Source organism: Pseudomonas sp., from assembly GCF_050739995.1.
GTDB lineage: Bacteria > Pseudomonadota > Gammaproteobacteria > Pseudomonadales > Pseudomonadaceae > Aquipseudomonas.
This window is the reverse complement of sequence record NZ_JBOICG010000594.1, coordinates 1-20608: the sequence shown is the minus strand read 5'-3', so window position 1 is coordinate 20608 and position 20608 is coordinate 1. Positions and strand designations below refer to the sequence as shown.

Genomic DNA, 20608 nt, shown 5'->3' with positions numbered 1-20608 from the left:
CACCGAATTCGCGAGCAAGCCCGCTCCCACATGGTCCCTAGCCTTATCGCGGCCCGGAAACCACCAGCATCTGCCCCGGCTTCAACGCCTGGCCAGTCCGTGGGTTCCAGCGCTTGAGATGTTGCATCTCGACGTTGAACCGCTTGGCGACGATGTACAGCGAGTCGCCTTTCTTGACCTTGTACTGCACCGGCTTCTTGCTGCTGGCCACGACTTTGCGCGTGTCCTGCATCACCAGGGTCTGGCCGACCTTGAGTGCCTGGCCGTTGAGCTTGTTCCAGCGCTGCAGGTCATGCACATCGACCTTGTTGGCCTTGGCAATCTGGGTGAGGTTGTCACCCGTGCGCACTTTATAGCTGCGGGTACGTCCGGCCACTGCCTTGGTCTCGACTTCGTCGAACACCGCCTTTTTCGGACGCATGGCGAGCAACTCTTCCGGCCGCATCGTCGAAAGGGTGCTGGTCAGCAACTGCGCCTTGGAGCTTGGCACCAGCAAATGCTGGGGACCGTCCAGGGTGGTGCGTTGTTTCAGGGCCGGGTTGAGTTGGAACAGTTCGTCTTCGTCGATTTCCGCCAGTGCGGCAACCCGAGACAGGTCCATGCTCTGCTTGACTTCAACGACTTCAAAGTACGGCTGGTTGGCGATCGGGTTCAGGTTGACACCGTACGCTTCCGGAGCCAGCACCACCTGGGACAGCGCCAGGAACTTGGGCACGTAGTCCTTGGTTTCCTGGGGCAGGGGCAGGTTCCAATAGTCGGTGGGCAGGCCGAGCTTTTCGTTGCGCTCGATGGCCCGGCTGACCGTACCTTCGCCGGCGTTATACGCCGCCAGGGCCAGCAACCAGTCGCCGTTGAACATGTCATGCAGACGTGTCAGGTAGTCCAGGGCGGCGGTGGTGGATGCGGTGATGTCGCGGCGGCCGTCGTACGCCCGGGTCTGGCGCAGGTTGAAGTAGCGCCCGGTGGAGGGGATGAACTGCCACAGGCCGACCGCATCGCTACGGGAATAGGCCATTGGGTTGTAGGCACTTTCAATCACTGGCAGTAGCGCCAGCTCCAGGGGCATGTTGCGTTCTTCAAGGCGTTCGACGATGTAATGAATGTAGAGACTGCCGCGTTCTCCGGCGTTCTCCAGGAAGGACGGGTTACTGGCGAACCACAAGCGCTGCTGCTCAATGCGCGGGTTGACGCCTACCCCGTCCTGCAATTGAAAGCCCCGACGCATGCGTTCCCAGACATCCTGGGGCACTTCGGGGCTGGGCTTCTCTGAGAGCCAGATAGGTTTTTGCTTGATCTTGGCGGCAAGATTGGGTTTGGGTTGCACGGTGGATTGTGCAGCGAAATTTGTCGATTGGCAGCCCGCCAGAGTCGCGGACACAGCCACCGCCACGGCTTGAGCCAGGCGGGTCAATGCGTCTGAAGAGATGGATTTACGAATAGATGACGACATTGGCTGGAAGTAAGTTCCGGGCAAAAATGTCGGGCGATTCTAGAAAGCACTTTGGTTCCGGTCAACCATTCAGAAATTACGTATCAGATTGCTTCACGTTAGAACTTATCTTTCCATGCCCTCAAGCTAGCAAACACCTCGGCCCCAGAGCGGTTGTCGCGGCCATTCCGTTCGTCCGCTTTTTGTTTAACGGATGTTTCAGAGGTGCGCAGAAAGGGGTTGGTGCGTTTTTCCAGGGCCAAGTCGGACGGCAACGTGATCTCACCCCGCGCGCGCCGTTGGCGGACGTTTTCCACCCGTTCGGCGATATCGGCGTTATCCGGTTCCACTGCTTGGGCAAACTTGAGGTTGCTTTGTGTGTATTCGTGGGTGCAGTACACCAAGGTGTCGGCAGGCAGGGCGGACAGACGCTCCAAGGAGGTGTGCATCTGTTCGGGCGTGCCTTCGAACAGGCGCCCACAGCCGGCGGCAAACAGCGTATCGCCACAAAACAGTACGCCCTGATGGTAATAGGCGATGTGGCCCAAGGTATGGCCGGGCACTGTATAAACGTCGAAATCCCAACCCAGCACTGTCACGCGATCGTTATCTTGCAGGGCAACGTCCCGCGCCGGGATCTTCTCGTTGGCGGGGCCATAGACCTTGGCTCCTGTAACACTTTTCAGTTGCTCGACGCCGCCGACATGATCATGGTGATGGTGGGTGATCAGGATGTCGCTGAGCGCCCAGCCAGGGTTGGCCTTGAGCCAAGCGAGTACCGGTTCGGCATCACCCGGGTCGACGACAGCGCAGTGCTGGGTGCGTGGGTCTTGTAACAACCAGATGTAGTTGTCGGTGAAGGCAGGTAGCGCACTGATCTGTATCATTCTTCGATTCGCCAAGCTGAACACATTGGTGCATCTTAGAACGTCTAGGCGAGTTGGAGAATGCAATGACTGATAAAGCGTTCGCCCAGGCCGATCCTGAGTGGCTGGCCCTGATCAGTGCGGCCCGCGAGTGGCTGTCCGGGCCGATTGGGCAATTCCTGCTGGATGAAGAACGGCGCATGCTCGAAGACGAGCTGGGCCGGTTCTTTGGTGGCTACCTCGTGCACTACGGTCCCTCGGCGCAAACGCCGCCATCGGCGCCGCAGGTGCAGCGCAATGTACGCCTGGGCGCGCCATTGCCGGGGGTGGAAATCGTCTGCGAGGAACAAGCCTGGCCGCTGAGCGAACACGCCGCCGATGTGGTGGTGTTGCAGCATGGCCTGGACTTTTGCCTGTCGCCCCATGGTTTGCTGCGTGAAGCTGCCAGCAGCGTACGCCCTGGTGGCCATTTGCTGATTATTGGCATCAATCCCTGGAGCAGTTGGGGGCTGCGCCATGTGTTCGCCCACGATGGCCTGCGCCAGGCGCGTTGCATCGCGCCTTCGCGAGTAGGCGACTGGCTGAACCTGCTGGGCTTCGCGCTGGAGAAACGCCGCTTCGGGTGCTATCGTCCGCCGCTTGCCTCGACCAAGTGGCAGGCGCGTCTGGCTGGCTGGGAACGCCGGGCTGGGGGCTGGCAACTGTCGGGTGGCGGCTTCTATTTATTGGTAGCGCGCAAGATTGTGGTTGGACTACGGCCGGTGCGTCAGGTGTTACGCCAGCCCGTGGGCAAACTGGTGCCGATGCCGATGGCCAAGGTCAATCGCAAGCAAAGCGAACCGTAAACCTCTTCTTGATTTCAGACCGAGTAACCGATGACCGATAGCGTAGAACTCTTCACCGACGGCGCCTGCAAGGGCAACCCTGGCCCTGGCGGCTGGGGCGCCTTGCTGGTGTGCAAGGGCGTGGAGAAGGAACTCTGGGGCGGCGAGCCCAATACCACCAACAATCGCATGGAGCTGATGGGTGCCATTCGTGGCCTCGAAGAACTCAAGCGCCGTTGCGACGTGTTGCTGGTGACTGACTCGCAGTACGTCATGAAAGGCATCAACGAGTGGATGGTCAACTGGAAGAAGCGCGGTTGGAAGACTGCGGCCAAGGAGCCAGTGAAGAATGCCGACCTCTGGCAGTTGCTCGACGAGCAATGCAACCGCCACAACATCACCTGGAAATGGGTACGCGGGCACATTGGCCACCCCGGTAACGAACGGGCTGACCAGTTGGCTAACCGCGGGGTGGATGACGTGCGCGGTTACAAGCAGAGCTGATGCTCAGTGACACAGCAGCGGCCGTTCGAGGCGCTGCTTTATATCCCGCATGGTGCGCGGCGAGTCCACCAGTACCGCGTCGATTTTCAGGCAAGCCGCCGCCCGATAATCGTCTTCGCTGTTTATCCCGATCGCCAACATGCTCAACTTGCCTTTGGATTGAAAGCAGTCGATGGCTTGGGGTGTCCATAGTTTGGCCGTCACGGGTGAACGGGCTTCACCAAGGGTGAAGGTTTCCACCAATTCGACCTTGCGCTGATATTCAAACGCCACCCAGCTACCGGCTTGTGGCGCCGGATTACAGCTGTGCGCCAGGGCGACGTTTGCCAAGCGGTCACGGGTATTGTCTCGGGATTCGAACAGGCGGGCCTGAGGGTACTGAGCGAATGCCTGCTGGTAGCTGGCATCGGTGGAGTAGATCAGCACCCGGTTCCAGGCGTGGTGTTGCTCCAGCACCCGTGCGACCGCCTTGGCCTGGGGAGCGGCCGGCAAGGCTTTCATGTCGAGGATAATGGGCGTTGTGGCTGGAATCACCGCGAGGGCCTGTTGCAATGAGGGCAGCGATACGGCCTGGGTGCGATAGGGATACGTCACCTGGCCATTGGTTGCCGTTTGCTTGAACTGCCATCCGGCGTTGAGTTGCTGCAACTGGGCCCATGTTTTTTCGGCTACAGCGCCCGAGCCTTGGGTATTGGCGCTCAGGTCGGCCGGCCGATACAGCACGGGCACATCGTCACTGCTCAGTTGGACGGTGAGCCAGAGCATGTCGACGTGATTGCGCAAGGCATTGTCGACAGCCAACAGGGTGTTCTCCGGAAAGTCGGCCGTGCCACCTCGGTGCGCCACGATCAGCGGCAGTTGCTCGCCCGAGGTGTCGGGCGCCGGCAGAGAGGCGCATCCACCCAGAAGGAGGCTGGTGATCAGCAGTGCACTGGCATATCGGGTTTCAATCATCGGGCGTTCGCGTTATCAGGGGCATGCCCGGCATACTGTCGGGGCACGGAAATGACGTAATGACTGGCCTGTTTGATAAACGAAAGTAGCCGTCATTTAATTACTACCTTACCGAATTCCATCAGGGAGCGCTGGATGTCCTCTTCACCCCATGCCGATATCCAGGTGTTTCTCGACGAAGCGGTGGAGAGCGAGCCCGAGGGCCTGACGTACACGCCGCCAGGAATCTCGCAGATGATTCATCGTGCGCTGCCGCCCTGGGGAGCTATCGAGTGTGTGCAAGTAGCCCATCGCCCTCACCAGTTTGAAATGCGCCGCCAGCAGCACCAGTTTGTGCTTTATCGGCAGGGCTCGGTCAGCGATGGCGAGGTCAGTATCGATGGCCTGAGGCAGGCTGGGGCGCGGGCTTTGGATCAGCTCATTGACTTTATCCCGGCGGGGGCCTTGTTCGAAGGCTGGACGGGGGAGCGTGCCAGGGTTGGCTATGTATTGGTGTCGGTTGATGAGGATCAATTGGCCGAAGTCTGTCCGACTTATCACGCCCAAAAAGATCTCAAGCCGCTGATCAGCTGTCACGACAGGTTCCTGCGAGGGTTGCTTGAACGTCTGGATCAGGTCGTACGTGACGGCAGGACCGATACGCTGTACCTGGAAACGCTGGTCATGCTGCTGATGCAGGAGGTGCGTTCGCTGCAACAACTGCCCGAGGCTTTGCCGGCCAATGCCGGAGAACTGGGTCTGGTGCAGCGTCAGCGCTTGACCGAATACATCGAAGCTTCCCTGGCGAATGAGGTACGCCTGGCCGATTTGTCGAACATCGTGAACCTCAGCCCTTACCATTTCTCGCGCGTATTCCGACGTACCTTCGGGATGTCACCCTACCAGTACTTGTTGCTGTGCCGGGTCAACCGGGCCAAGCACTTGATTACCACCACTGACCGCAGCCTGCTGGACATTGCCCTGGACACCGGGTTTGCCGGTGCCAGCCAGTTTTCTCGAGCGTTCCGCCGGATTGTCGGGCAGTCTGCCAGCGAGCTGCGTCGCCCTTAGATGCCGCTCATTGCGCAAGAAGCGTCAACACAACAGCAGGCAAGGTAAAGCTGCCGGCAGATCTGCTCGTTAGTCTGGCTTCAACGACTGGTTACTCTGGTAACCAGCATCAAGCCACTGACGTTGTAGAGAAAAAACGCCATGAAAATCCTGGCTGCCGTTACCGAAGGCAAAGGCCCACTGTTTGACCTGCGCCAATTGCAACTGGACACACCGCGCAGCGGCGAAGTCCGGGTCAAAATCATCGCCACAGGCATCTGCCACACCGACCTCGCCGTACGCGACCAGCAGATCGCGGTTGCGATGCCCGTTGTGCTCGGCCATGAAGGTGCTGGCATCGTCGAGCAAATCGGGCCGAATGTCAGCCATGTGCAGGTGGGTGACAAGGTCATCCTCTCCTTGGGTTTCTGTGGTCAATGCAGCCACTGCGCCAGTGGCCTGCCGACTTACTGCGACGAGCATTTCGATTACAACTGGAAAGCGTCTCGTGCCGATGGCTCGGTGTCGTTGCATGACAATGGGCGGCCAGTACACAGCCACTTTTTCGGCCAGTCTTCGTTCGCCAACTACGCGGTGGTCACCGCCAGCAGCCTCGTCAAGGTTGCGGACGACGCACCACTGGAGTTTCTGGGGCCCTTTGCTTGTGGCGTGATGACCGGTGCCGGGGCGGTGATGAATACCTTGAAACCCGCGCCCGGCACAGCCATCGCGGTGTTCGGTATGGGCGCGGTGGGCCTGAGTGCGGTCATGGCCGCACGGGCTATCGGTTGCAACCCGATCATTGCCGTCGATACGCAAGCCTCACGCCTGTCGGTTGCCCAGGAGATGGGCGCGACCCACCTGATTGATGCGAGCCAGAGCGACGCGGTGCAGCAGATCATGGCGCTGACCGGTGGCAGGGGGGTGAAATATTCAGTCGAATGCGCCGGTCATGTTGGCGTGATGGCCAGCGCGGTCAAGGTGCTGGAAGAGGGTGGGGAGGCGGTGCTGACCGGCGTGGTCGCTCCCGGCACTCAACTGCCTCTGGATGTCATGCAACTGATCCGGGGCCGGGTGGTGCGTGGCAGCATCATGGGCGACGCGGCACCTTCAGTCTTCTTGCCTCGACTGGTGGCGTTGTTCCAGCAAGGCCGTTTCCCGGTGGACAAGATGATCCGCTTCTACGACCTGACGCAGATCAACGAGGCGATCACTGATATCCATTCCGGCGAAACCATCAAGGCCGTTTTGCGCATGCCCCATTAAGCCACACCTTGCACAGGTGCTGTCAGGCCATGGCCGCATCGGGAAGGTTGCGCCCGCAATAAAGCCGAATCAACCCGTTAGTCAATCGAAAGTGAGGTAGTAAATATGATGAGCCTTCGTGGATGGTTACTGGGTGTGTTGGTTACCACGGCAGTCTTTGCCGCCGGGGTTAACGCTCAACCCAAAGCAGTGATTAAAGAACAGGGTGGTTTTTACTACCTGTCGCCGGGGTACACCAAGGCTGACGTGGCAGAGTTTTACTGGCGTAGCCTGGATGGTTGGTCGGAGCACCCGGCTGAAATGGCCAAGTACTACACGAAGGATGGCGCTTATGAGTTGACCTATGCACCGGTAGACGACTTCCCGAACGCAGGCTTCAAACGCGTGAACAAGGGCCGCCAGGAGATGACGGACTACTTCACCAATTTCAGCAAGCAAATGGGCAACTTGAAGTACAGCGAACCCAAGACCTGGACCCTGCTTGAGACCACCGAAAAGGGCACTTATGTGTTTGAGTACACCAGCGACGGTGTGATCCGTTCCAGCGGCAAGCCCTACCACCAGACGTTCATCGCCATTCTGCGGATGGCCAAGGACGGGCAGATCCAGGCCGTGCGTGAATACTGGGACCCCTACGTAGCCTTGCGGGATTTTGATCTGATCAAAAAGACCCAGTAATCGGCATCGGTCACAGGATCGGAAGGTTGGCTGAACCTTGTAAAAAACGGTTGGACACGCGCCCATGGTTTTGCGCCATGGGTCGCTTCGCTTATAGAGCGTGCTAATATCTCGCCCCTGGCAAATGCACCGAACCGTTGAGAGCTGAACCCTGATGGCCATCCGATCTGTTGTACTCGATACCGAAACCACTGGCATGCCGGTGACCGATGGTCACCGGATCATCGAAATCGGCTGCGTCGAGTTGATGGGTCGCCGTCTCACCGGTCGTCATTTCCACGTCTATCTGCAACCGGACCGGGACAGTGACGAAGGCGCCATTGGCGTCCACGGTATCACCGATGAATTCCTCAAAGGCAAGCCGCGCTTTGCCGAAGTGGCTGATGAGTTCTTCGAGTTCATCAACGGCGCCCAGTTGATCATCCATAACGCGGCGTTCGACGTCGGCTTTATCAATAATGAATTCGCCTTGATGGGGCAGACGGATCGCGCGGATATTTCCAAACACTGCTCGATTCTCGATACCCTGATGATGGCCCGTGAGCGCCATCCGGGCCAGCGCAACAGCCTCGATGCCCTGTGCAAACGCTACGGTGTCGACAACTCTGGCCGTGAACTGCACGGCGCCTTGCTCGACTCCGAGATTCTCGCCGACGTCTACCTGACCATGACCGGCGGCCAGACCAGTCTGTCCCTGGCCGGTAACGCGTCGGACGGCAGCGGCTCCGCGGAAGGCTCGGGCAATCGCCCTTCGGAAATCCGCCGCCTGCCAACCGATCGCAAACCCACCACGATTATCCGGGCCAGCGAGCAAGACCTGGCGGAGCATGCGGCACGGTTGGAAGCAATTGCCAAGTCGGCCGGTGCACCGGCATTGTGGTCGCAGCTGACCGAGCAATAATCCCGGCTGAGCGCAGTAGAAAATGTGGGAGCTGGCTGTGGGAGCCGGGCTTGCCTGCGATGGCATCACCGCGGAGTGACTAACACACCAAGGTGCCTGCATCGCGGGCAAGCCCAGCTCCCACACAAGCCAGCTCCCACAGTTTATTTGCAGTGCTCTCAAGAATCTTCATTCGCCACATCCTCTCCCAGCTTCTACCCTGAGTGCATAGCCCTCAGGACTACAAGCCGTCATGTACAAAGACCTGAAGTTCCCCGTTCTGATCGTGCACCGCGACATCAAGGCCGACACCGTTGCCGGTGACCGGGTTCGAGGCATCGCCAGGGAGTTGGAGCAAGAGGGCTTCAGTATCTTTTCCGCAGTGGACTATGCCGAAGGCCGTCTGGTGGCGTCGACCCATCACGGCCTGGCCTGCATGCTGATCGCTGCCGAAGGGGCTGGGGAAAATACCCATCTGTTGCAAAACATGGTCGAACTGATTCGCCTGGCGCGGGTGAGGGCGCCCAACCTGCCGATCTTCGCTCTCGGCGAGCAAGTCACCTTGGAAAACGCCCCGGCCGACGCCATGAGTGAACTCAATCAACTGCGCGGCATTCTTTATCTGTTCGAAGACACCGTGCCGTTTCTCGCCCGGCAAGTCGCTCGCGCCGCACGTGCTTACCTGGATGGTTTGTTGCCGCCGTTCTTCAAGGCATTGGTGCAGCACACTGCCGACTCCAACTATTCCTGGCACACCCCCGGCCATGGGGGCGGCGTGGCCTATCGCAAAAGTCCGGTGGGGCAGGCGTTCCATCAGTTTTTTGGGGAAAACACACTGCGTTCGGACTTGTCCGTTTCCGTGCCGGAACTTGGCTCGCTACTGGACCATACCGGCCCGCTGGCGGAAGCCGAGGCTCGTGCCGCACGCAACTTTGGTGCTGATCACACTTTCTTCGTGATCAATGGCACGTCCACCGCCAACAAGATCGTCTGGCACTCCATGGTCGGTCGCAATGACTTGGTGCTGGTGGACCGCAACTGTCACAAGTCGGTGCTGCATTCGATCATCATGACCGGTGCGATCCCGCTGTACCTGTGCCCGGAGCGCAACGAACTGGGGATCATTGGCCCGATTCCCCTGAGCGAGTTCAGCCCCGAGGCCATCCGCGCCAAGATCGATGCCTGTCCTTTAACCCGTGGTCGGCCGCCGAAGGTGAAGATGGCGGTAGTGACCAACTCGACCTACGACGGCCTGTGTTACAACGCGGAGTTGATCAAGCAGCAACTGGGCAGCAGCGTTGAGGTGCTGCACTTTGATGAGGCTTGGTACGCCTATGCAGCCTTCCACGAGTTTTTCGCCGGTCGCTACGGCATGGGCACCTCGCGTACGCCGGACAGCCCGCTGGTGTTCACCACCCACTCGACGCATAAGTTGCTGGCCGCATTCAGCCAGGCGTCGATGATCCATGTTCAGGATGGAGGTGCCCGCCAACTGGACCGCGATCGCTTCAACGAAGCTTTCATGATGCATATCTCGACATCGCCGCAGTACAGCATCATTGCCTCGCTCGACGTCGCCTCGGCCATGATGGAGGGCCCGGCCGGGCGTTCGCTGTTGCAGGAAATGTTCGATGAAGCCCTGAGCTTCCGTCGTGCGTTGGCCAACCTGCGCCAGCATATCGCTGCTGAAGACTGGTGGTTCTCGATTTGGCAACCACCGTCGGTGGCAGGTATCGACCGGGTTGCCACGACGGATTGGCTGTTGCATCCCGGAGATGATTGGCATGGCTTTGGCGACGTGGCCGAGGATTATGTGTTGTTGGACCCCATCAAAGTCACGCTGGTGATGCCCGGTCTCAACGCCGGCGGTGCCTTGAGCGATTGTGGTATTCCTGCGGCGGTGGTCAGCAAGTTCCTCTGGGAGCGCGGGCTGGTGGTGGAGAAGACAGGCTTGTATTCGTTCCTCGTGTTGTTTTCCATGGGGATTACCAAAGGCAAATGGAGTACCTTGCTCACCGAGTTGCTGGAGTTCAAACGCAACTACGACGCGAATGTCAGCCTGGCCACTTGCTTGCCATCGGTGTATGCCCAGGGTCCATCGCGCTATCAGGGCCTGGGTTTGCGTGACCTATGCGACCAATTGCACAGTTGTTACCGCAGCAATGCCACCGCGAAGCACCTCAAGCGCATGTACACGGTACTGCCCGAGATTGCGATGAAACCGGCCGATGCATACGACCAGTTGGTCAAGGGCGAGGTGGAAGCTGTATCCATAGACGCCTTGCCAGGGCGCATCGCAGCCGTGATGCTGGTGCCTTACCCGCCGGGCATTCCATTGATCATGCCCGGCGAACGTTTTACCGAGGCAACGCGGTCGATCATTGATTACCTGGCGTTCGCCCGTACATTCGATAGCGGTTTCCCTGGGTTTGTTGCCGATGTTCACGGGCTACAACACGAAGATGACGGCAGCGGTCGTTGTTACACCGTCGATTGCATCAAGGGTTAAAAATGGTTATGCAAGCTGTAATGAATCCGAAGTATCCGGGGCTCAGTGTCCGGGTGGCCGACGAGGGTTTTGATACCTACGTGTGGGGCAATGATTTCAGCTTTGAGGTCAGCGCCTATGGCCTGCCGCAGATGGGCAAGCGGGTCGATGAGTGGCCGGTGGAACGGGTACTGCCGTATCGCAAGTGTTATGGCATCGACCCTGAAGAGTTCGCCAGTTTCCGTGATGCCGCCGACAGTGCAATCTTCATGGCTTACCTCGATGACCGGGCGGTGGGGCACATCGTGGTGAGCACCAATTGGAACGGCTTTGCGCACGTTGATGAGTTGGCGGTGGCCCTGCCTGCGCGGCGCCATGGGGTGGCCAAGGCGCTGTTGGACGTGGCGCAGTTCTGGAGCCGCAAGAAAAGCCTGCCGGGCATGATGCTGGAAACCCAGAACAACAACCTCGGGGCTTGTCGCTTGTATGAGCGCTGTGGGTATGTAATGGGCGGTGTCGATCACCTGCGCTATCGCGGCATTGATCCGCAAACCCGCGAGGTGGCGATTTTCTGGTACCGCTTGTTCAAGACGGAAACCGAATCGCCTTAACCCGCCAACAGGCTTTCGGCCTTCTGCGTGACAATCTCCAGCAACCCATTCAGGGCCGGGGAGGTCGCGCCGTCCTTCAGGGTCAGTGCATACAGGTTGACCAGGATCGGCGGTGACACCGGGCATGCATCCAACCCGGCCTCCCGTGCGCCAAACGCGGTAAAGGGATCGACAATCGCCAAACCTTCCCCGGCCTCCACCATGCTGCGCATCATCTGGTAGGTCTGTACCCGCGTCTGTACCACTGGCAGTGGGCGCAGGGCTTGCAGTTTGGCGTCCAGCAGGCGGCTCATCGGGTCCTGGCCTTCGAGGCCGATCATCGACTGCCCGGCAAGGTCTTGTAGCGCAATGTACTTTTGCTTGGGTTTGAGCCAGCCATGGGGAGCAAGCAATTGCAGTTTGCCCTGGGCCAGCACGGTGCTTTGGATTTGAGGATGTTCCGGGTCATGCAGGCTCAGACCCACGTCGGCTTCGTGCAGCAGCAGGCTCCTGACAATCTCGCGGGTCGGCTGGCTCGACAGGTTGCACGGCGTGTCCTGGAAGCGTCGGCGCAGCACGGCGATACTTTGCGGCAGCAACTGGTTGGCCAGGGGCGGAGTGCACAAGGCCCGCAGGGTAGGGGCATGGTGGTGCTTCAAGCGGCTGGCCAGGCGTTGCACGGGCTCCAGCGCTTCGTACAGGTGGGCGATTTCAGCCTGCAACTCAAGGGTCTCGCGGGTGGCTTGCAAACGCCCGCGTACACTGGCAAACAGCATGAAGCCCAATTGCTGCTCGGCGTCCTTGAGCGCGGCATCCACATCGCCCACGGGGAGTTGCAACCATTCGGCAGCGGTGCCGAGGTGTCCGGTTTGCAAGATGGCTTGAATCACTTCGATATGACGTAAACGCATCGCCGGAGTCTAGGGTGCGCAGGACGGGGTTTCAATGGCTGTGGGAAAAGAGCGAGTCTTGCGCTGTAAATCGTGCGTGCAACTGCAATGAGCAGGCCCTATAAAGAGCGTACGAACCGAGGATCATCAGGGAGTGTTCCAGTGCCCGGATCAAAGACAGTCAATGGACAGCAGCACAGCCAACGTGGCTATACGCGCTGGGCGATATTGGTGGGGCTACTCATCATTGGCCTATTGGCCCTGGCCTTGGGGCCACGCTTGTTTGGTGATGTGAACTTGGCCGAGATAGCCAGCGCGAAAGCCCAAGTGAGTCAGTTGGGCGGGGCTATCGAACGCTTTCATCAAGACATCGGCCGCTATCCCAGCGATGACGAAGGGTTGGAAGCGCTCACTCGGCAACCGGCCGGCGAGTCGAAATGGCAAGGCCCTTATATCAGCGAGGACTTGCTGATGGACCCTTGGGGTGTTGCCTACCAGTATCACTATCCGTCGAACCAGCCCAATACACCCTTTGACTTGTTCTCGTTCGGCAAGGACCGCACGCTGGGCGGTGTCGGGGAAAACAAAGATATTACCTACGGCGACCTCTGATAGATCTGGCATTACCTGGCGACCTGATTAGAATGACGCGTCTGATCATCAACGACCAATGCCGACGACTCGGCACTTAAAACAACAATAGGTCTGGTCTCGAATGCCTCTACCCACGAACTTTTTCGGGGTGACGGCCAAACAACTCCTGGTGCTGGTAACCGTGGGGTGTGCGGCTGCTTATCTCTTGAACAATTACGAAGAACACTCGCCTGAAACCCTCGCACTCGAAGCTTTTATCCGCGCCCAAGAGCCGGTGAGCGAACGCGTGGGTGCTGTATTGGAAATGGCGTTGGTCAGGCAGGTTGTCGCTTACCCCACCAGCAACGCATCGGGATACAAACGTTCGATGTTTGTCGTCGAGGGCGAGAGAGGGCAGTTGATGGTGACGCTCAAGCAAGTTGACGGTGAGCAGGGTATCGAGGTGACGGAGATACGTAATCGGTGACCCCCGGCCCAGTCAATGGCGTCAAGGGCCAGGACTGAGCAGGTCGACCAGGCGGGGTCTTATGAGGCGAGGGTGGTTGGCGATTCGCGCACGATGATCGTGCCTGACTGAATCAATTTGAATTCATCACCTTCCAGTTTTTCTACGCGGTCGCCAATGGCCAACTTGTAGGTGGTGGAAGGCGTCGAGCCAGCCTGGCTGTCCTGCGCCGGGTTGGATTCCTGGAACTCATGCACCGAATACACGCGTCCCTCTGCGTCTCTGGCATGGAACTGTCCGACAAGTACTGCAGCCATCTGTTTAGAACCTCTGGAGATAAACACTCGATTTGCGGTTCTGTAGACCGTCATGGAGCGGGGTAGTTTACCTATAGGAAAAAAATACTATTCGTTGAATGTTTCAGACGTTTCCTACGCGTAGTGTTGCGTGGCAAACGGCTGGGGGATTATCAAAACCTGCTGGTGAACACGCCACGGAGGCTCTATAACTACACACTCCTTTAGTCAGACGTCGGGAAAACCTCAATGAGCAAGGTCTACACGATTGCCGTCCTGGTTGGCAGCTTGAGAAAAGAGTCGATCAACCGCAAGGTCGCCCTGGCATTGGCCGAACTGGCCCCGGCCAACCTCAAGTTGAACATTGTAGAAATTGGCGATTTGCCGCTCTACAACGAGGACATCGACCAAGGTGCGCCGCCGGCAGCCTACAGTACTTTCCGTCAACAAGTGAGCTCATCCGACGCGGTGCTGTTCGTGACCCCGGAATACAACCGTTCCGTGCCCGCGCCGTTGAAGAATGCCATCGACGTGGGTTCCCGCCCTTATGGCAAAAGCGCCTGGAGCGGCAAGCCTGGGGCGATCATCAGCGTATCGCCGGGCGCCATTGGTGGTTTTGGCGCCAACCATCATCTGCGCCAGTCCCTGGTGTTCCTGGATGTGCCTTGCATGCAGCAGCCGGAAGCCTACCTGGGCGGCGCGGGCAGTGTGTTTGATGAGGCGGGCAAGGTCTCGGAGAAAACCAAGCCATTCCTGCAGGCCTTCATCGACGCCTACGCAAAATGGGTGGAAAAACAAAAAGCCTGACTTGGCCGTGTAATCCAATGTGGGAGGGGCAAGCCCCTCCCACATTTTCAGATCAGCGCAGCCAGTTGGTGCGCGCCAGTTCAATCACCTCGTCGCCACGCCCACTCATGACTGCCTTGAGCATATACAGGCTGAACCCCTTGGCTTGCTCAAGCTTGATGCTGGGCGGCATGACCAATTCCTGCGAAGCGGTAACCACGTCGACTAAAACCGGCCCGTTATGCGCCAGGGCACGACGCAGCGCCGGCTCCAGGTCTTCGGATTGCTCCACGCGAATCCCCAGGATACCCATGGCGTTGGACATCGCCGCGAAATCTGGGTTTTTCAGCTCGGTGCCGGTATCCAGGTAACCTGCTGCTTTCATTTCCATGGCGACAAAACCCAGGGATGAGTTGTTGAACACGATGACTTTCACCGGCAGGTTCAACTGGGTCAAGGAAATGAAATCCCCCATCAACATGGTGAACCCGCCGTCGCCGGACATCGAAATCACCTGGCGCCCGGGAAATGCCGCTTGGGCACCGATGGCCTGGGGCATGGCATTGGCCATGGAGCCGTGATTGAACGAGCCGATCAGACGACGCCTGCCGTTCATCTTCAGGTAGCGTGCAGCCCAAACGGTCGGCGAACCCACATCGGCAGTAAAAATCGCATCATCGTCTGCCAGTTCACTGAGTAAGCGAGCGACGTATTGTGGATGAATCGGTCGGTTGGCTTTTGATGGCTGGGCCAGGTCATCCAGCCCCTGGCGCGCTTTCTCATAGTGTTTCAATGAGGTGTCGAGAAAGCTGCGATCGCTCTTGCGGGTCAAGCGGGGCAACAGTGCATCGATGGTCTCGCTGACATCGGCGGCGATGCCCAGGTCCAAGGTGGCGCGACGGCCGAGGGCCTGCGGGTTGCGGTCGACCTGAATGATCTTGGCGTCAGTCGGGTAGAACTGACGGTAGGGGAAGTCGGTGCCGAGCATGACCAGCGTGTCGCAGTTGAGCATGGCGTGGTAGCCCGAGCTGAAGCCGATCAGACCAGTCATGCCCACGTCGAACGGGTTGTCCCACTCCACATGCTCCTTGCCGCGCAAGGCGTGCACCACGGGCGCCCCGAGGGCGTCAGCCAAGGCGATTACTTGGGCATGGGCACCGGCACAGCCGCTGCCACACAGCAGGGTGACTTTCTGGCTGCCCTGGAGCAGGTCGGCGAGGCGTTGCAGGTCCTGTTCGGCGGGCAGGGTGCGCGGCGCGTGCAGGGCGGGCCAGGGCTTGAGTTTGTCTTCGACTTCCAGCAGCGACACATCCCCTGGAAGCACCACCACCGCCACGCCGCGATTGAGGATCGCCGAGCGCATGGCGCGGTGCAGCACTTCGGGCATCTGCGCGGGGTTACTCACCAGCTCGACGAAGTGGCTGCACTCCTTGAACAGCTCCTGAGGATGGGTTTCTTGAAAGTAGTTGAGGCCGATTTCCGAGGACGGAATTTGCGCGGCGATAGCCAGCACGGGCACATGGTTGCGATGGCAATCGAACAGGCCATTGATCAAGTGCAGGTTGCCCGGGCCGCAACTACCGGCGCATACGGCCAACTCACCGGTGGAGGCGGCTTCGGCACCTGCGGCGAACGCAGCGACTTCTTCGTGGCGAACGTGCATCCACTCGATGCTCTCCATCGTGCGCAGGGCGTCAGTCAGGCCGTTAAGGCTGTCGCCGGTCAAACCCCAGATGCGTTTGATGCCCGCCTGTTCAAGGGTGCTCGCCAGTTGCTGGGCCAGGTTGATTTTCGCCATGAAGAACTCCAATCGTCAGTGAGGTTAAAAGCTGCTGATCAGTAGAGGACAGTTCGATCCAGGCGGATGTTCACCCTTTAGTATGAAGATTGCGTCATGACGGCCACAAAAAAGCCCTGGCATGCCAGGGCTTTTTCATTTGCCAAGCGTTATCGGCGACGGAACAGCGGCAACGGTTCATCGGTAGCGGCCTGATAGGTCACCGAGAAGTCCTTGAGGCTTTCCAGCGCTTCGTACGGGTCTTTGTCGGCGCGCAAGGCGAAGGCATCGAACCCGCAGCGGTGCAGGTAGAACAATTGGTCGCGCAGCACGTCGCCAATGGCGCGCAGCTCGCCTTTGTAACCGTAACGGTCACGCAGCAGACGGGCATTGGAGTAGTTGCGACCGTCGGTGAAGGCCGGGAAGTTCAGGGCGATGACCTGGAAGTGCGCCACGTCCTCGCCAATTTCTTCGGCTTCTTCATCGGCGTCCAGCCATACGCCCAGGCCGCCATCGCGAGCCTTGAGGGCATGGCCGTGTTCGCGCCACAGGGCCAGCGGCACGATCAGGTCGTCGCAGTTGGAGATGCCGTCGAAGCTCGCGTCCTTGGGCAGCAAGTGCCAGGTTTCGTCGAGGACTTCGTTGTTTTTAATGATTCGCTGCATAGACGCGCTCCTTGAACAGGTCGATGCCGATGCGCTGGTAGGTGTCGATGAAGCGTTCATCTTCGGTGCGCTGTTCGATGTACACGTCGATCAGCTTGCCGATCACCTCGGGCATGGCTTCCTGGGCGAAGGATGGGCCGAGGATCTTGCCCAGGCTCGCATCGCGGCTGGCGCTGCCACCCAGGGACACTTGGTAGAATTCTTCGCCTTTCTTGTCCACGCCCAGGATGCCGATGTGGCCGACGTGGTGGTGACCACAGGCGTTCATGCAGCCGGAGATGTTCAAGTCCAGCTCGCCGATGTCGAACAGGTAGTCCAGGTCATCGAAGCGGCGCTGGATCGACTCGGCAATCGGGATCGATTTGGCGTTGGCCAGGGAGCAGAAGTCGCCGCCTGGGCAGCAGATGATGTCGGTCAAAAGGCCGATGTTCGGCGTGGCGAAACCGCCCTCGCGCAGTTCGCCCCACAGGGTGAACAGTTGGCTTTGTTCCACATCCGCGAGAATGATGTTCTGCTCGTGGGAGGTGCGCAGTTGGCTGAAGCTGTAGCGGTCGGCGAGGTCGGCGACGGCGTCCAGCTGTTTGTCAGTGATATCACCCGGCGCCACCCCGGTAGGTTTCAGCGACAGGGTCACGGCGACATAACCCGGCTGCTTGTGTGCCAGGGTGTTGCGCGCACGCCAGCGGGCAAAACCCGGGTGTTCTTTATCCAGCGCTGCAAACTCGGCGTCCTGATTGCTCAGGGCCTTGTATTCAGGGTCGACGAAGTGTTTGGCTACACGGTGCACTTCGGCTTCGGTGAGGGTGGTCTGGCCGCCGCGCAGGTGCTCCATCTCGGCGTCGACTTTCTGGGCAAATACCTCAGGGGTCAGCGCTTTCACCAGGATCTTGATCCGGGCCTTGTACTTGTTGTCACGACGGCCATAGCGGTTGTAGACCCGCAGGATGGCATCAAGGTAGCTCAACAGGTCCTGCCACGGCAGGAACTCGTTGATGAAGGCACCGACCACCGGAGTACGGCCCAGGCCGCCACCGACCAGCACGCGAAAGCCCAGCTCGCCGGCTGCGTTGTACACCGGCTCCAGGCCGATGTCGTGCACTTCGATCGCTGCGCGGTCCGAGGTCGAGCCATTGATGGCGATCTTGAACTTACGCGGCAGGTAGGCGAATTCAGGGTGAAAGGTGGTCCATTGGCGGACGATTTCGCACCAAGGGCGTGGGTCGATCAACTCGTCGGCAGCTACACCGGCGAATTGGTCGGTGGTCACGTTGCGCAGGCAGTTACCGCTGGTCTGAATGGCGTGCATCTGCACGGTGGCCAGTTCAGCCAGGATGTCCGGCACATCTTCCAGGGCCGGCCAGTTGAACTGTACGTTCTGGCGCGTACTGATGTGGGCATAGCCTTTGTCATAGTCGCGGGCAATCTTGGCCATCATGCGCATCTGGCGCGAAGTCAGTTGGCCATAGGGCACGGCTACCCGCAGCATCGGCGCAAAGCGCTGAACATAAAGGCCATTTTGCAGGCGCAGAGGGCGGAACTCTTCTTCGCTCAGTTCACCTGCCAGATAGCGTCGGGTCTGATCACGGAACTGCTTGACGCGGTCCTCGATGATGCGCTGATCGTATTCGTCGTATACGTACATATAGGTCCTGTTCTCGGCAAATCTGCGCGCACGGCCGCGCACTCCCAACGGAGCCGGCGCACGATACCAGTTTGCGTATATGCGCAAAAGTGATGTTTGGGTATATGTAAATAACCAAACTGACTAATGAGAACCGTTATCGCGATACCCACATTTGTCATGCGGGCAATCATCAACTTTACTGTGCTCGTGTCTTCGTGCAATCACCTATAAAACCGACAAGAGGCGATGCGATGAGCAATTCAACCAAAGCCCGTAAACCCGACAGTACCGTTGATGCCTGGGCGATTTTGTTCCTGATTATCCTGGTGGTTGGCACTGCCGTGTTCTGGGTGAGCCACCAGTAAAAAGGGTGTTGAATGAGCCTCGATTGACTGTCGCAATGCCACTATCATGGCAGTCAATGTTTCAAGGCTCGGACAACCATGTTGAAGGTTCTGATTACGTGTGTGTGGTTGCTGGGATCGACGTATGGGGCGCTGGCCCATGCCACGTCGGTGGTGTTTCTCAACCCTGGCATGTCGACGGAAACCTTCTGGGTCAGCTATGCGCAATTCATGCAGGCCGCGGCCAAGGACCTCGGCTTGCATTTGCGTGTGCGTTATTCCGAGCGTGATGCCCGCAACACGCTCGTCCAGGCCCGGGAAGCGTTGCAAGGCGGCGAGCGGCCGGATTACCTGGTGCTGGTGAACGAGCAGTACGTTGCGCCGCAGATTCTGCGCATGGCCCAGGGCAGTGGGGTCAAGCTGCTGATCGTGAATAACGCGCTGACGGCTGACCAGGCGCAATTGCTCGGCAGTGGCATCGATTGGCTTTGTAGCATGGTGGCCGACGATGAGCAGGCCGGTTACCTGATGTTGAGTGATCTGCTGCGCCAGCACGGCCCGGTAGGGCCAGGCACCTCCATCGACCTGTTGGCGTTTTCCGGTGCCAAGAACACCCCGGCCGCGCAATTGCGTGAGCAGGGGCTGCGTCGAGCGCTGGCCGAGCACCCCGAGGTGCGCCTGCGCCAGTTGGTCTACGGTGAATGGAGTCGCCAGCGCGCCTTCGAGCAAGCCACTCAATTGTTCAAGCGCTACCCGCAGACCACGCTGGTATGGTCGGCCAACGATGAGATGGCGCTGGGGGCCATGCAGGCGCTTGAGGACAGCGGGCGAGTACCGGGAAAGGATGCGTTGTTCAGTGCGGTGAACAGTTCACCGGAGATCTTGCAGGCGCGACTGGATGGCCGGTTGAGTACGCTGGTGGCGGGGCATTTCACTCTGGGCGGGTGGGCGATGGTGTTGATCAATGACGATGCCAAGGGTGTCGACATCAATGCCTATGGCGGGCGCGACCGTAAGGAAACGTTGTTCCAACTGATTGATGCTACCCAGGCACAGCGCCTGCTGGGCCCTCAGGCGTCGGTCGATTTCCAGGCACTTTCTGCTGTCGGCAAGCCAGTGTCCTACCGTTATCCGTTCAGCCTGCAACTGCTGTTGCGCTAAACGCCAGCCAGATGCAGCACTAGCTTGACGATACCGAACAGCGTCAAGGCAAACACAGCGGTGAACAGAATGCCCAGGATCACAAAGTGGCTGGGCTTGCCGTGGGTGAAGTCGCGGGCGCGATTCTTGCCGCTCTGCACGCCAAACGCCGCCGCCATCACACTGTGCAGCATTTGCCAGAAGGTAGGGGGCTTGTTGTTGACTGGATCGTCCATACATCCCTCGACACAAGGTGTGTGAGGGACAGCATAGTTCAAAGGCTGTAAACCAATGTGGGAGCTGGCCTGCGATGCGGGCCCTCGGTGTGTCAGTGACACCGCGGTGATGCTTTCGCAGGCAAGCCAGCTCCCACATTTGACCTGTGTCGCTGGCAAACATGCGTCAGACGCAATGGCCGTATCGGCAATTTCCTGTGGGAGCTGTCGAGCTTTAGCGAGGCTGCGAAGGCGGCGGCACAGGCGGCCTATTCATCGGCAGTGCCGCCGCTTTCGCAGGCAAGCCAGCTCCCACATTTGACC

The 20608-nt window shown here is 59.2% G+C and carries 21 protein-coding genes; 12 read left to right on the top strand and 9 right to left on the bottom strand.

What is annotated here, in order from left to right:
* Nucleotides 1-43 precede the first annotated feature (43 nt).
* Together ACRESD_RS19830 and gloB are read right to left on the bottom strand one after the other, a co-directional pair.
* Nucleotides 44-1450, bottom strand: coding sequence for a transglycosylase SLT domain-containing protein (locus ACRESD_RS19830; protein WP_431752451.1), 1407 nt, complete (start codon nucleotides 1448-1450; stop codon nucleotides 44-46).
* A 98-nt stretch (nucleotides 1451-1548) separates the two neighbouring features.
* Nucleotides 1549-2316: a hydroxyacylglutathione hydrolase gene (gloB, locus tag ACRESD_RS19825; protein WP_431752450.1), complete on the bottom strand. Its 768-nt coding sequence runs from the start codon at nucleotides 2314-2316 to the stop codon at nucleotides 1549-1551.
* A 65-nt stretch (nucleotides 2317-2381) separates the two neighbouring features.
* Between gloB and ACRESD_RS19820 the strand changes: the two genes are divergently transcribed.
* The gene (locus ACRESD_RS19820; protein WP_431752449.1) at nucleotides 2382-3140 is read left to right on the top strand and encodes a class I SAM-dependent methyltransferase; all 759 of its coding nucleotides are present in this window, start codon (nucleotides 2382-2384) and stop codon (nucleotides 3138-3140) included.
* Nucleotides 3141-3170: 30 nt separating this feature from the next.
* On the top strand, nucleotides 3171-3623 hold the full coding sequence (rnhA, locus tag ACRESD_RS19815) for a ribonuclease HI (protein WP_057436798.1): 453 nt from the start codon (nucleotides 3171-3173) through the stop codon (nucleotides 3621-3623).
* A gap of 3 nt (nucleotides 3624-3626) precedes the next feature.
* Here the strand turns inward: rnhA and ACRESD_RS19810 are convergent, their stop codons facing one another.
* Nucleotides 3627-4577 carry a glycerophosphodiester phosphodiesterase family protein gene (locus ACRESD_RS19810; protein WP_431752448.1) on the bottom strand — a complete coding sequence of 317 codons (951 nt, stop codon included), beginning with the start codon at nucleotides 4575-4577 and terminating at the stop codon, nucleotides 3627-3629.
* A gap of 135 nt (nucleotides 4578-4712) precedes the next feature.
* On the opposite strand from ACRESD_RS19810, the gene ACRESD_RS19805 reads away from it, so the two are divergent.
* The 6 genes from ACRESD_RS19805 (at nucleotide 4713) to ACRESD_RS19780 (ending at nucleotide 11529) form a co-directional block, all read left to right on the top strand.
* Nucleotides 4713-5627, top strand: coding sequence for a helix-turn-helix domain-containing protein (locus ACRESD_RS19805; RefSeq protein WP_431752447.1), 915 nt, complete (start codon nucleotides 4713-4715; stop codon nucleotides 5625-5627).
* 141 nt (nucleotides 5628-5768) lie between these two features.
* A complete protein-coding gene (locus ACRESD_RS19800; RefSeq protein WP_431752446.1) occupies nucleotides 5769-6872 on the top strand; it encodes an NAD(P)-dependent alcohol dehydrogenase in 1104 nt (367 codons plus the stop codon).
* A 108-nt stretch (nucleotides 6873-6980) separates the two neighbouring features.
* A complete protein-coding gene (locus tag ACRESD_RS19795) occupies nucleotides 6981-7550 on the top strand; it encodes a nuclear transport factor 2 family protein (protein WP_431752445.1) in 570 nt (189 codons plus the stop codon).
* Between the two features lie 160 nt (nucleotides 7551-7710).
* Entirely contained in the window at nucleotides 7711-8451 is a 741-nt protein-coding gene (gene dnaQ / locus ACRESD_RS19790) for a DNA polymerase III subunit epsilon (protein ID WP_431752452.1), read from the top strand.
* A gap of 232 nt (nucleotides 8452-8683) precedes the next feature.
* Nucleotides 8684-10939: an Orn/Lys/Arg decarboxylase N-terminal domain-containing protein gene (locus tag ACRESD_RS19785; RefSeq protein ID WP_431752444.1), complete on the top strand. Its 2256-nt coding sequence runs from the start codon at nucleotides 8684-8686 to the stop codon at nucleotides 10937-10939.
* A 20-nt stretch (nucleotides 10940-10959) separates the two neighbouring features.
* Complete coding sequence (locus ACRESD_RS19780; RefSeq protein ID WP_431752443.1) at nucleotides 10960-11529, top strand: GNAT family N-acetyltransferase; 570 nt, start codon at nucleotides 10960-10962, stop codon at nucleotides 11527-11529.
* On the opposite strand, the gene ACRESD_RS19775 is transcribed toward ACRESD_RS19780, so the two are convergent.
* Nucleotides 11526-12419 (bottom strand): LysR substrate-binding domain-containing protein, encoded by an 894-nt coding sequence (locus ACRESD_RS19775; RefSeq protein WP_431752442.1) that lies wholly within the window; start codon nucleotides 12417-12419, stop codon nucleotides 11526-11528. The genes ACRESD_RS19780 and ACRESD_RS19775 overlap by 4 nt on opposite strands.
* A 141-nt stretch (nucleotides 12420-12560) precedes the next feature.
* Between ACRESD_RS19775 and gspG the strand changes: the two genes are divergently transcribed.
* Nucleotides 12561-13010 (top strand): type II secretion system major pseudopilin GspG, encoded by a 450-nt coding sequence (gspG, locus tag ACRESD_RS19770; protein ID WP_431752441.1) that lies wholly within the window; start codon nucleotides 12561-12563, stop codon nucleotides 13008-13010.
* 103 nt (nucleotides 13011-13113) lie between these two features.
* A complete protein-coding gene (locus tag ACRESD_RS19765; protein ID WP_431752440.1) occupies nucleotides 13114-13458 on the top strand; it encodes a hypothetical protein in 345 nt (114 codons plus the stop codon).
* Between the two features lie 59 nt (nucleotides 13459-13517).
* On the opposite strand, the gene ACRESD_RS19760 is transcribed toward ACRESD_RS19765, so the two are convergent.
* Complete coding sequence (locus tag ACRESD_RS19760; protein ID WP_431752439.1) at nucleotides 13518-13754, bottom strand: hypothetical protein; 237 nt, start codon at nucleotides 13752-13754, stop codon at nucleotides 13518-13520.
* A gap of 228 nt (nucleotides 13755-13982) precedes the next feature.
* Here ACRESD_RS19760 and ACRESD_RS19755 point away from each other — a divergent pair, with 228 nt between their 5' ends.
* Nucleotides 13983-14540, top strand: coding sequence for an NADPH-dependent FMN reductase (locus tag ACRESD_RS19755; protein WP_431752438.1), 558 nt, complete (start codon nucleotides 13983-13985; stop codon nucleotides 14538-14540).
* 52 nt (nucleotides 14541-14592) lie between these two features.
* On the opposite strand, the gene poxB is transcribed toward ACRESD_RS19755, so the two are convergent.
* The 3 genes from poxB to ACRESD_RS19740 form a co-directional block, all read right to left on the bottom strand.
* Nucleotides 14593-16317: a ubiquinone-dependent pyruvate dehydrogenase gene (poxB, locus tag ACRESD_RS19750; protein ID WP_431752437.1), complete on the bottom strand. Its 1725-nt coding sequence runs from the start codon at nucleotides 16315-16317 to the stop codon at nucleotides 14593-14595.
* Between the two features lie 149 nt (nucleotides 16318-16466).
* A complete protein-coding gene (locus tag ACRESD_RS19745; RefSeq protein ID WP_431752436.1) occupies nucleotides 16467-16961 on the bottom strand; it encodes a DUF934 domain-containing protein in 495 nt (164 codons plus the stop codon).
* Nucleotides 16945-18603 carry a nitrite/sulfite reductase gene (locus ACRESD_RS19740; protein WP_431752435.1) on the bottom strand — a complete coding sequence of 553 codons (1659 nt, stop codon included), beginning with the start codon at nucleotides 18601-18603 and terminating at the stop codon, nucleotides 16945-16947. Before ACRESD_RS19740 ends, ACRESD_RS19745 begins: the two co-directional genes overlap by 17 nt.
* Before the next feature lie 425 nt (nucleotides 18604-19028).
* On the opposite strand from ACRESD_RS19740, the gene ACRESD_RS19735 reads away from it, so the two are divergent.
* On the top strand, nucleotides 19029-20090 hold the full coding sequence (locus ACRESD_RS19735) for an ABC transporter substrate-binding protein (RefSeq protein WP_431752434.1): 1062 nt from the start codon (nucleotides 19029-19031) through the stop codon (nucleotides 20088-20090).
* On the opposite strand, the gene ACRESD_RS19730 is transcribed toward ACRESD_RS19735, so the two are convergent.
* Nucleotides 20087-20305, bottom strand: coding sequence for a DUF2970 domain-containing protein (locus tag ACRESD_RS19730; protein WP_027606482.1), 219 nt, complete (start codon nucleotides 20303-20305; stop codon nucleotides 20087-20089). The two genes, ACRESD_RS19735 and ACRESD_RS19730, sit on opposite strands and share 4 nt — an antisense overlap.
* Nucleotides 20306-20608 lie beyond the last annotated feature (303 nt).